General features: G+C 65.5%; 8 protein-coding genes. 2 read left to right on the plus strand and 6 right to left on the minus strand.

The window, feature by feature from the left end:
- Positions 1–31: 31 nt before the first annotated feature.
- Together ACPTTC_RS24300 and ACPTTC_RS24305 are read right to left on the minus strand one after the other, a co-directional pair.
- The gene (locus ACPTTC_RS24300; protein WP_226197694.1) at positions 32–892 is read right to left on the minus strand and encodes an urea carboxylase-associated family protein; all 861 of its coding nucleotides are present in this window, start codon (positions 890–892) and stop codon (positions 32–34) included.
- 346 nt (positions 893–1,238) lie between these two features.
- Positions 1,239–1,781: a hypothetical protein gene (locus ACPTTC_RS24305; protein ID WP_423394245.1), complete on the minus strand. Its 543-nt coding sequence runs from the start codon at positions 1,779–1,781 to the stop codon at positions 1,239–1,241.
- 310 nt (positions 1,782–2,091) lie between these two features.
- Between ACPTTC_RS24305 and ACPTTC_RS24310 the strand changes: the two genes are divergently transcribed.
- The gene (locus tag ACPTTC_RS24310) at positions 2,092–3,339 is read left to right on the plus strand and encodes a multidrug effflux MFS transporter (RefSeq protein WP_423394246.1); all 1,248 of its coding nucleotides are present in this window, start codon (positions 2,092–2,094) and stop codon (positions 3,337–3,339) included.
- A 96-nt stretch (positions 3,340–3,435) separates the two neighbouring features.
- Here the strand turns inward: ACPTTC_RS24310 and ACPTTC_RS24315 are convergent, their stop codons facing one another.
- The gene (locus tag ACPTTC_RS24315; protein WP_423394247.1) at positions 3,436–4,377 is read right to left on the minus strand and encodes a hypothetical protein; all 942 of its coding nucleotides are present in this window, start codon (positions 4,375–4,377) and stop codon (positions 3,436–3,438) included.
- Between the two features lie 3 nt (positions 4,378–4,380).
- Entirely contained in the window at positions 4,381–7,593 is a 3,213-nt protein-coding gene (locus ACPTTC_RS24320) for an AAA domain-containing protein (protein ID WP_423394248.1), read from the minus strand.
- A 3-nt stretch (positions 7,594–7,596) separates the two neighbouring features.
- On the opposite strand from ACPTTC_RS24320, the gene ACPTTC_RS24325 reads away from it, so the two are divergent.
- The gene (locus tag ACPTTC_RS24325; RefSeq protein WP_423394249.1) at positions 7,597–7,845 is read left to right on the plus strand and encodes a hypothetical protein; all 249 of its coding nucleotides are present in this window, start codon (positions 7,597–7,599) and stop codon (positions 7,843–7,845) included.
- A gap of 172 nt (positions 7,846–8,017) precedes the next feature.
- Here ACPTTC_RS24325 and ACPTTC_RS24330 read toward each other — a convergent pair whose 3' ends face one another.
- Together ACPTTC_RS24330 and pbpC are read right to left on the minus strand one after the other, a co-directional pair.
- Positions 8,018–8,707 (minus strand): hypothetical protein, encoded by a 690-nt coding sequence (locus ACPTTC_RS24330; RefSeq protein ID WP_423394250.1) that lies wholly within the window; start codon positions 8,705–8,707, stop codon positions 8,018–8,020.
- Between the two features lie 257 nt (positions 8,708–8,964).
- A complete protein-coding gene (gene pbpC / locus ACPTTC_RS24335; RefSeq protein ID WP_423394251.1) occupies positions 8,965–11,214 on the minus strand; it encodes a penicillin-binding protein 1C in 2,250 nt (749 codons plus the stop codon).
- Positions 11,215–11,221 lie beyond the last annotated feature (7 nt).

An 11,221-nucleotide genomic window follows, 5' to 3' on the forward strand; every position in this document is an offset into this window, starting at 1 on the left:
TGTTTCGCCATTCTACGGGCTGCGGCGCGCGTTACGCCGTCTTGTCGCGCTGCCAGTCGGCCTGCGGTGGCTGCATCCCGTGCTGGCCGCGATACGGCGCGACCGACGGCGACGACCAACCTTCGAGCAGGCTCGGGGCGAGCCGGTAGACCTCGACGCCGAGCGGTCGGCACACGTCGATCGGGTCGCGCGCGTCGGGGCCCCACATCGGCACCGACAGGTCGCCGCCGGGGCAGGTGGACATCGCGCACAGCAGGTCGATTTCCGCGAAGAATTCGAGATAGTCGCCCGGTTTCGCGGGGCATGCCTTCATGAAGTATTTGTCGTCGCTGTTCAGGCCCGTGCACTGGAACACGTTGAGCACGTCGTGCACGTCGAATTCGGTCAGCCCGTACGGCGCGACGGCGCGGACGAGGTTCGAGTGGCAGTGGAAATGAAAATCCTCGCCGGTCAGCAGCTTGTTCACGTACGGGTCGCAGCGTGTGCCGAGCAGGTCGTGGACGCGGCCGCCGTCGCTGTCGACGCCATAGTCGGCCAGCGTGTCGTCGGTGATCGTCGCCATCGGGCGCAGGTACGGCAGTGTCGACCAGAGCCGGTCGAACGTGCTCACGTGCGCGGCCTGCAATTGCCGGGTGCGCGACGCCCACATGCGTTCGCGCGGATTGTGCAGGTTCCACATGTTGAAGTCGGCGACCTGCGGGCCTTCCAGGGTGACGATGCGGAATACGTGGCCGGCCGGGACCGTCCATGCGAAGCCGCTGCGGATCGGCACGACATGCGACTCGATGCGTTCGCGCGCGTCCTGGCGTCGGGCGATCGCGGAATAAAAGGCAGTGTCGACGTTCAGGACGGAGCCCTTGGTGACTTGGTAGGCAGCGGGATAGTTCGACATGACGCGGTACTCTCGGGGAAGTTGGCAGGCGCGACGATCCGGCTGGAATCCTTTGTGCTGGCCGGTCAGGCGTCGATTTCAACGATTGATTGTTCAACAATTTATCGACGCTTCGAGGAGTATAGAGGGAAGGCGGGGAGGTGTGTCAATGGGTGGAAAGTACGGAGGGGCCGGCGTTTCGATTCGCTCTGGAGCGGGCCGGCAGCGCGCGTTCGCCGGGACGGGAAACGCGCGGGAGGCGCGCGACCGGCAATAAAAAACCGCCGGCGTGTGCCGGCGGTTTCGGTATCGCTGTCAGTCGCTTGCTCGCTTGCTCGCTTGCTCGCTCGCGCGACGCAGCGTTGCGTCAGGCCTTGATTTCAGGTCCACGCGCGGCCGGCCGGGCCGGCGTGTCCGTTGCGGGCGCAGGCGCCACCGACCGCGCGGACGGCTGCGCCGGCACGATGACGAGCACCGGCTCGGGCATTGCCCACGGCGCCATCGCGAACCCGACCGGCTGCGGCGCCGACATCCCGAATGCGTTGGCGAGCGCGACGTGCTGGAGCGCCATCATCTGCTGCTGCATGGCGACCATCTGCGCCTGGGCCGCCTGCATCTGGTACTGCGCGGCCTGCATCTGCCGAAGCGCCGCGGCCGGCGGCATGCCGCCCGACGACGACGTCTGCATCTCGAAGCTCGCGCCGCCTTGCGGACTCTGCCAGCGCCACGTGCTGACCTTCATCGGGCCGACGGCCGTCTGTACCACGCGTGTTTCGGCTTTCACGGGCACGGCCTGCCCGTTGACGTTGACGAATATCGGCTGGGCGACGGCGGCGCCGGTCTGCCCGGCCAGCGCGAACACGGGCGCGAGCGCCAGTGTGCCCGCCGCCATGAACGAACGGAATCGCATCTTCATATCTCCATCAAACAAGACTGATCGAAGCAATAATGAACGAATCGTGCGGCTCGCGGAGAGAGCCATCGGCGACTATGCGGGGGCCGGCTTAAACCAGAATTAAAGCGGTGCGAGGCCGCCGGTGTCGTGCCGACAGCGGATTCCCGGCCATCCCGCAACCGGCATTCAACCTCGCCCATGCCAGGGGAATCCGGCCGCGCGACCCGACAACAGGCACAATACGGAATTCGCCACGTCGCACGCACGTTCGCAATTCGAACATCACGCGGCTGCGTCACCGCTGCCTGAATCCTTCCCGGTCGTCATGAACGCCACACCCACTGCCGCGCGCGAGTCGAATTCGCCGCGTTTCCTGTTGTTCCTGATCTGCCTGTTCGCGTCCGCCGGCCAGCTCGCGATTGACATCTACGTGCCCGCGCTACCCGACATGGCACGCTCGTTCGCGACCACGCCGCAGGCGATCCAGTCGAGCGTGTCCGGCTACATGGCGGCCTATGCGCTCGGCCAGCTCATCTTCGGGCCAATCGCCGATGCATACGGGCGCAAGCGCGTGCTCGCGTTCGGGCTCGTGATCTACACGATCGGCTGCCTGCTGTCGCTCGGCGCGCAGAACCTGGAGACGTTCGTGCTGGCGCGCTGCCTGCAAGGCTTCGGGATCGCGACCACCAACCTGCTCGCGAAGGCGATCATCACCGATTCGTTCTCCGGCCAGGCGCTGATGCACGCGTTTACGTACATGTCGATCGCGTGGGGGCTCGCGCCGATCGTTGCGCCGGTGATCGGCGCGCACCTGCAGGAATGGTTCGGCTGGCGCGCGTGCCTCGTGTTCCTGCTGGTGTACTCGCTGGTGATGTGGGCGCTGCTGTGGCGTTACCGCGAAACCTTGCCGAAACCGGTGCATCTCGAGCCGCGCACGCTGATGACGAACGCGGGCAAGGTGCTGGCGAGCCCGGTGTTCCAGAGCTGCTTCCTGGCACAAGGGCTGTGCTACAGCATCCTGCTCGTGTTCAACATCGTCGGGCCGTTCATGGTGCAGACCACGCTGCACAAGCCGCCGACCTTCTTCGGCTATCTCGCGCTCGGGATCGGGCTGATGTATTTCCTCGGCGGCCTGTCGAACCGGATTCACGGGCCCGGGCTGCCGAGCGCCGAGCAACGGCTGCGCATCGGCGCGCGCGTGATGGCAGGCGCGTCGGTCGCGATGCTGGTGCTGGCGCTGACCGTCGGGCTGCGCGTCTGGACGCTGGCGATGCCGGTGCTCGTGATGGGCTTCTGCGCGGGCGCGATGTACCCGACGCTGATGGCCAAGGGCAACTCGCTGTTTCCGCATATCGCCGGCCTGACGAGCGCGATCCTCGGATGCGCGCTGCTGCTGGTGTCGTCCGCGATGATGGGGCTGGCCGGTTTCGTGTCGATTCATGTGCTGACGCCGCTCGCGGTGTTCTTCGTCGCGCTGTCGTGCATCGTCGTGTGGATGGTGACGAAACTGCTGCGGTATCTGACGCAGCAGCAGGCGGCGCCCGTGGTGTGCGGGAGCGGGGAGGCGGCGTAACAGGCCGGCTAGCAACGCGACAAAGCCATGCACGGTTCCGTTCGCGAGTGCCCACTATTGTTACGGCGCGATTTTACGAGCGGGGCGTATATACGGTCACGAAGGGCGACAGCTTTCGCCGGCACGTTCGTAACCCGCATCGCATTGCCACGAGCGCCCGGTGAAATCGACGTGCGCGTTGTGCGGTATGCGCAGTTTCGTGCAGCTCCGGCCGGTCTGTATGAAGCCGACGTCGCATTCCCATCCAAAATCGGTTGGTATCGCGTGTGCGTGCTGCGGTATTGCGATCGGCACGCACGACGATCCGGCGCGGCTGAAGCCGTTGGGGCACGCCGATTCGCGCTCAGTGACGCCCGGAGCGCCCGGGCACCCGAGACGATCGACACCCGGCGGACAGGATTCTGGGCGAGCAGCCTCTACTGGCGTCGGTGCCGGCGTAGCGAGCGCGGGCGCATTGACCGTTTGTTTGAGCGATGTGTGGGGAGACAGCGGGCGGGCGTGTTTCGTGAGCGCCGGCGGCGATTCCGATGACTGGGCCCGCCCGCTGTCGCGTTGCTGACGCGGTATCGGGGTCGGGCGATTTGCGATCGCTGCCGCCGCGTGCTGCTGGCCTGCGGGCCGAACGGATGCCGCGGTCGGCCGCTCGTGTGGGCGATGGAGTAGCGCGAAGATGCCGCCCGCTGCGAAGGCAACGAGTGCCGCGCAGGCTGCGATCCATCGGTATCGTTCGCGCGAGGACGGATGCCCGTCCCGTCGCGTGAGGCTGAGGCGTTCGCCGATCCCGTGGTCTGGCAGTCCGTCGGACACGGTACGGGCCGCGACCGCGGGCGCGAAACGTGGATCGTCGGGCAGGTCGAGACTGCATGCGATGGCTTCTGCGTCGGCGTTCGGTGTGCCCGCCGAGCGTAGCGCGACGATGACGTCGTCGCCTGCATCGCGCGCCGTGTATGCGAGTCGGAGCCATTGGAAATAGGTGTCGGCGTCGATCGTATCGATCGACCCGGTACGATGCGCTGCGCGTTCAATCGCGTCGTTCATTCGTTATGCCTCGTCGCGCAGGAGTGTCGCGGTGTCGTGCCCGGCGACACCCGGCCATGTCGTCCGATGTTCGAGCGTGACGGCGCATTCGCTGAAAAACGGATAGTCTCGCCACGCATCGCGATTGCCGATCACATAGAGTCTGCGTTTCGCGCGGCTGACTGCGACGTTGAGCAGATTCGGCTTTTCCGACGCCCATGCTTTCGCGCCGGGACGGTCTGGATGGCCGCCCAGTACGAGTAGGACGACATCCGATTCCTTGCCCTGTACCGTATGGATCGTGCCGATCTTGACATTTCCGTATCGATTTCCGAGCGTGTCCTGCAGACCTTGCGTCACTTCCCGGAATGGTGAGATGACGTAGATCGTTCCGGAGGCGTCGTCGTGTTTGTGCAGGTCGTCGAGAATCATGGCGACAGCCCGTCCCTCGTCGGGGACCCAGTGCCCGTTCGCATCGCGCCCCTCGACGTGAATCCACGTCGTGCCGGGAAGAGCGAGTTCTGCCCGCATGACGGTGCCGAATACCATCATCCCGTTGTACGCAATTTTGTTGGCGACATCGAACATGTCGAAGTCGCAGCGGCGATGGACCCGAAGCGGGGCGCTGACCCAGAGCGGGTTGCCTTCGTGATCGGGAAGATAGGTGCCGACCGTCGAGATCCGGTCTGCGAGCCGCTGGATCGATTGACGGCCGGGCGTCCACGTCATTTCGACACCGAAGCGGGTGCGCAGCGCCTGTTGCGAGGTGAACGGAAGCGGCAGGATCGGCTCGAGCTGAAGCGGATCGCCGACCACGACGGCTCGCCTGGCCCGCCAAAGAGCGCCGACGGCGGCCTGCGGCAACCCTTGTCCGGCCTCGTCGATCAACAGCCAGCCGATTTCCTCGCGCTGAAGATTGGAGAACAGGCGACCGAACGAAGCGAACGTGCTGGATATAACGGGCACCACGGTGAAAAGCGTTTGCCACGCGGATTTCACGGCCTGGCGGGATACGCTTCCCGGTACGGAACCTTGCAGGATGTCGACCATCCCGAAGAGATTGGAACGAACGATATGGGCGTTTTCGGCTGCGAACGCCTGATGCAGATTCAGCGCTTCAAGGAACACCTTCGCCCGAGCGTCGTTCCATGCCCGGTCGGTCCATGGCGAAGACAGTTCGCGATCGTGGTCCGTGCGATCGGCGCAATCGCGATCAATGAAATGGTCGCCCAGGACCATGCGCGCTTGGGCGAGTCCGGCGTCGAGTCGCGTAATGTCGTCCGACAGCAACGCGATTTCGTCGTGGGTCATGCGTTCGAGTTGTTCCGCGCCTCGGCGCGCGACATCGGCTTGATTCACGATGCCAGCGGCGGCGTCCATCGCATCGCCGGCCTGTTGTTCGGCGTCGACACATGCGAGAAATCGGATTCGCCAGTCCCGGTGTGCGCGACCGAAACTGAACAAATTCTCGAAGAAACCCGGGCGCGCGTGCAGGTGATCGTTTTTTTGAGAGTGTGCCTGTCTTACTCGTTCAATAGCCGCCGTGTGACGTGTCCGGGCAATTTCGTGGGCCTTTGCCGCGTTCGCTGTCGCCCGGTTGCGTTCCCGCGCAAGTGCGTTCAGCGTACCGAGGCGCGACCGCGCGGCGCGCAACGCGTCGGCCTGCCGTGCCCAGTCCTCGCGCTGCGTCCGAAGTTTCGACTCCTCAGCGCAGGCTTGCCGGAAGCGTTCGACCGACTCACGCCATATCGAAGGCCGGCGCTTGGCGTGGTCGCCGAGCCAGGTCACGAGGCCGGGTAGTCCTTTTTCGCTCTCCGGTTCGTCGTTCGTTCGGCGATCTTCCTTTTTTTCATCCCACCAGACGTCGCGAAGGAACGCCGTCCGATTCTTCTTGTTGCCGAGACGGGCCGCGAGCAAGCCCCATACCGGCTTGTCGCCGCCGAGTGCGCGCGCGGCGAGATCCGGGAAATAGTCGACGCTTGGTTTCCAGATGTCGTCGATCGCGTCGGCTCCCGGCAGTTCGAGCGTGATGTTTTCGACGGCGCCATTATTGGCGGAAGCCACCACGATCTCGAAGCCCGAGAATTCCGGCTTCCACAAATGGATGGTTCGCTGACGATTGCCGGATCCCCAGCCGCCGACGCCGTCGAACGCGTCCTCCGGTCTACGCAGCGACGCAAGCCTTTCAGCTCGTTTGACGACGATGTGCGCCACGAGATCGCGGAGCAAGGTAGTCTTGCCGGTGCCGGGCGGTCCGTTGACGCTGAATATTCCAGCGTCGTCGTCCAGTTCGTGAATCATGCGGTTGATCGCGAACTGCTGACTGAAGACCAGCGGGTGGTGCCCGCTTGCCGGCCAGCGTCCGGAAGGGTAGCGCTCGGGAGCCAGCGTCTGGTACATCGTATCGACCGATTGCCGGGTGTCGATGCGCGCTGCGTTGTCGATCTCGCTATCCGGCCTCAGGTAGGCCGATAACGCGGCTCCCGTGTTGTTCTGCTCGAACGCGTCTGCGACCCGCGTCAGATCGTCGACAAAGAAGCTGTTCAGGAAATCGGCACGGTCGATTTTGTATTCCTTTCCGGCCTCGACCTGCCTCGACCGAATGCGCGCGCGTTCGTCCGGCACTTCTTCCACAAGGCCGATTTCCTCGAACAGCAATGCGGTAATCGCGTCGATGTCGGCCAGCGTCAATTTGCGACCGACGTCGAGTTCATTCGCGAGTAGCGCCTTGCCCTCGTCGTCGTCGTCGGGAACCGCGAATATCTGGCGCAACTTGATCAGGAAGTCGGCGGCGAATGGTTCGAATCCGTCGAGCCAGGCCGGCGAGTCGGGGCCAGGCGCGACGGTGCGTCCCCATGCCCAAACGCACGCGGACAGTACGAACGTATCGAAGAGCGGGCGTCCGTCATGATCGACACGAATCAGAAAGCATGCCGACAGGCTGTCGAGCCGCGAGTCGAACGATTGCGGATCCTGCCCGAAGATCGATTCGAGAAATTCGCGTACGCGCCGAACCAGATAGACACCGCCATAGACATCGTGACGCCATACACAATCCTTCCCCGCGGCCGGAAGGCGCGTGAATCCTGGCTGCCAGGGTGCGAGAAGATCGTCGGGAGTAAGCCGGTCGGTCTGTTTCGTTCGCTTTCCGGGTTTCAGATCAATATCCGGAACGGATTGCGGATTGAAGATTTCAGCGGCACGCCAGTAACGAAGAATCTGTGCTTTCGTATTCATTTGATGCGAGCGGATATTGCGCTATGCGACGCGAATGAGGCGTTCGCGTCATCGGATGGTGGGCACTTTACCCAATTGTTTGATAAATGGGAAATGCGAGGCGTGACGCCGATTGTTGAGAAATATGAGGAAAATTGCTTTTATTCCGAACTTGGAAAGAATGAAGCGGATATATTCAATGTCGATAATTTCAGACAATCGGGGTTCAATGGCCGGATTTCGAATGAAGTGGGCCGGATGCGCGACCCTTGAAAAGGACGGCGGAAGACATCGATCTGGAGATGTGGCCGGGATTCCCGACTGGATTCCCGGCTGAATTTCAACCGATTGCCAGGGAAATGCGCGTAGTGGATTGCCGGGACGATGGATCGGATATATCCACGGAATCGCCCGGGATCAATCCCCGCAGCGACGATCTCGTCCCTCACAGCGGATGCGCCGCGCCGGCCTGCGTCAATAGCGACACGGCAACCGGATCCGGCAATCCGTTCGAATCGATCGCGCCCGCTTTCTCCAGCGCACCGAGATCGCTGTCGACGCCCGGTTGGCCGACGACGAACGACGTGGTCAGGAACGCCGGCGTCGTCAGTGTGACCGCATACCGCTGCTGCAGGTTCGTCACGACGGCCGATTGCGCGGCCTGCACAGTGTTCGGGCTGCCCATGACCTGCTGGAAGTGCGAATTGCCCTGGAAATTGCTGATCAGCCCAGCTGTGTTCGTGCCGAGCTGTGCCGCGAGATAGACCAGCATCAACTCGGTCTCGGGCGTCGTGTTGAAGGTGCCGCCTGCATACGCGAGCGAATGCAGGCTCGTGCCGCTCGACGTCACGGTGACCACGCACGGTAGCGCGGCGTTGACCGTCACTTGGTAGTTGCCGCCGCCGTCCGTCAGTGTCGTCGCCGAGCCAGCCGCGCAACTGACCGCCACCGACGCGCTCGCGAGCGCGCTGCCCGTGGCGGCCGTGCCCGACAGCGAGACGGTTTGCGTGTTGTCGTTGAAACAGACATCCACGCCGAAGCAGGCGTCGCCGTTGCAGGCCTGGAGCGTCGCGAGCGTTGCGACGCAGAGCGCGCCCAGCGCGGGGCGGGTGAAGCGCGTATGGTGAATGTTCATGGTCGCGGGTGTCCGGGAGAAGGGAGCAACCGGTGCGTTCGGAGAGCGGCGCTGTTCGTATTCTAGATTCCCGATCCGCGTACTGCTCGCCCGTTTGCCCGCCAGGCCGGAATCCTTTCAGTTCCCTTGGCAAAAGGTCATGTCAGGCGACGACTGAAACCGACGGGAGAACGAGCCGTTCCGCACGGGGGGCGTACCGTTTAGCGGCGCGAGCCCGGCGGCAACGCAGCCGGCCGGTAAGCGGCCGGTTCACGTGCTCAGGGCCTGCGCGCGGCCGCCTTCGCGAAAGCGCCGCGCACCTCGAAGCCGATCGCATCGGCCACATTGCCGCGCGCATCGACGAGTTCGAGCCGGTGGCGGCCCGGCCACGGCATCCACGCGACGCGATCGGCATGCCCGATCACCTTGTCGTCGAGCCGCCACGCGAATTTCGACGCGCGCCCGGCCGAGCGCTCGAACCAGATCCGCTGGTTCTTCGGCGGAATGTCCGGGTCGATCGCGAAGATCGTACCGTCGGTCGGCGCGCCGATCGTCAGCGGCGCGCGTGCGCCGTCCTTGCCTGGCGTGACGGGGGCGGCGAGCCGGATCGTGTCGAGCGCCGTTCCCGCGATGAACCACTCGTTGCGCGACGGTTCGATATCGCGTTCGAACGTGATGCGGCGCGTCTCGACGCCGGCCGGCGCGCGCGGCGCGCGGCTCGGCTGGTCGCGGTGCAGGTAGCCGACGACAGCCGACCACACCGGCGACGCTCCCGTGACGCCCGACACGTCCCACATCGGCGAGCCGTCCGCATTGCCGACCCACACACCGACCGTATAGCGCGACGTGAAGCCGACGGTCCAGTTGTCGCGCATGTCCTTGCTCGTGCCGGTCTTGACCGCCGAGAAGAAGCGTGTCGCGAGCGGATTGTCGAAGCCGAACGTGCGCACGCGCGCATTGTTGTCGGAGAGGATGTCGGTCACGACGAAGCTGGCCGCCTCGCTGAACACGCGCGTACCGTCGGTGGCTTGCGCGGTGGCCGATGCGCCGGACGCCGGCGCGGGACTGGGACCGGGCACGGGCACGTCGACGACCTTGCGGGCAACGCCGCCGTTCGCGAGTGCGCGGTACGCGTTGGTCAGCGACAGCAGCGTGACGTCCGCACTGCCGAGCGCGAGGCTGAAGCCGTAGTAGTCGCCTTCCTGCGCGAGGGGCAGGCCGAGCGCGGTCAACGTGCGCGCGAAGCGGTGCGGCGTGACGAGCACGAGCGTACGCACGGCCGGCACGTTCAGCGAGCCGCCGAGCGCGCTGCGCACGCTCACCCAGCCCTTGAAATCCTTGTCGTAGTTCTGCGGAATGTACAGGCCGCCGCCGGCGGCGAGGTTGATCGGCGCATCGTCGAGCAGCGACGCGGCCGTCAGCCGTTTCTCGTCGATCGCCTGCGCATAGAGGAACGGCTTGAGCGTCGAGCCGGCCTGGCGCGGCGCGAGCACGGCATCGACGTCGCGCGCACTCGACAGCGCGCCGGACGATCCGACCCAGGCGCGAATCTCGCCGGTCGCGTTGTCGATCACGACGACCGCGCCGTCCTGCACGTTGCGCCGGTGCGCGGGCGCGTTGAGTTCGGTCAGCGCGCGCATCAGCGTGTCGCGCGCGAAGCGCTGCAGCGGCGCATCGAGCGTCGTGCGCACCTGTGCGCCGGCCGTTGGCCGCACCTCGGCCGCGATGCGTCGCGCGAAGTGCGGGGCGAGGGCGGCGCCGTCGTCGCGCGCGGCGCTGGCCGGACGCGCGGTGACGAGCTGCACGTAGCCGTCGAGCGACGCGCAGGCCTGCTCGGCATGCATGTCGCGCAGGATCCGGCATGCGCGCTCGGCGACTTTCGCGGGCGTCGCATTGGGCGCGCGCACGAGCGCGGCCGCGATCGCGGCTTCGCGGGCGTCGAGGCCCGACGGCGCCTTGCCGAACAGCACCTGCGACAGCGCGGCGAGGCCGATCGTCTCGCCACGGAACGGCACGAGGTTCAGGTATGCCTCGAGCACCTGGTCCTTGCGCCAGCCGCGTTCGAGCAGCAGCGCGTTGACCGCCTGCGTCGCCTTCTGCGGCAGCGAGCGCTGGCCCGACCGGCGCGGCGAATCGCTGAGCAGTCCGGCGAGCTGCATCGTGACGGTCGATGCGCCGCGCGTGCGCTCGTTCCACAGGTTGCCCCATGCGGCGCCGGCGATGCCGCGCCAGTCGACGCCGCTGTGTTCATAAAAGCGCTTGTCTTCCGACACGACGATCGCCTCGCGAAACGCGGGCGACACGTCGGCGAGCGACACCCAGTCGCCGCGCCGTTCGGCGAGGTCGACGCGCGTGCGCTGCAGCGGCGTGCCGTCGCGCGCGAGCAGCACCCAGTCGGAGCTGCGCCAGTTGCGGCGCACCGTGTCGTAGCTCGGCAGCGCATGCGCGACGAGCGGCGCGGCCAGCACGATGGCGATGAATACGCGGCCGGCGAAACGCGCCGGCCGCGGCAATACCGGATCGATCATCAATGTC

It is taken from the genome of Burkholderia mycopellens (assembly GCF_964265025.1).
GTDB lineage: Bacteria > Pseudomonadota > Gammaproteobacteria > Burkholderiales > Burkholderiaceae > Burkholderia.

Bases quoted from the DNA above. Each gene is read 5' to 3' on its own strand.
- ACPTTC_RS24300 (WP_226197694.1), bottom strand. From the start codon at position 892: ATGTCGAACTATCCCGCTGCCTACCAAGTCACCAAGGGCTCCGTCCTG.
- ACPTTC_RS24320 (WP_423394248.1), bottom strand. From the start codon at position 7,593: ATGAATACGAAAGCACAGATTCTTCGTTACTGGCGTGCCGCTGAAATC.
- ACPTTC_RS24310 (WP_423394246.1), top strand. From the start codon at position 2,092: ATGAACGCCACACCCACTGCCGCGCGCGAGTCGAATTCGCCGCGTTTC.
- ACPTTC_RS24325 (WP_423394249.1), top strand. From the start codon at position 7,597: ATGCGAGCGGATATTGCGCTATGCGACGCGAATGAGGCGTTCGCGTCA.
- ACPTTC_RS24315 (WP_423394247.1), bottom strand. From the start codon at position 4,377: ATGAACGACGCGATTGAACGCGCAGCGCATCGTACCGGGTCGATCGAT.
- ACPTTC_RS24330 (WP_423394250.1), bottom strand. From the start codon at position 8,707: ATGAACATTCACCATACGCGCTTCACCCGCCCCGCGCTGGGCGCGCTC.
- pbpC (WP_423394251.1), bottom strand. From the start codon at position 11,214: ATGATCGATCCGGTATTGCCGCGGCCGGCGCGTTTCGCCGGCCGCGTA.
- ACPTTC_RS24305 (WP_423394245.1), bottom strand. From the start codon at position 1,781: ATGCGATTCCGTTCGTTCATGGCGGCGGGCACACTGGCGCTCGCGCCC.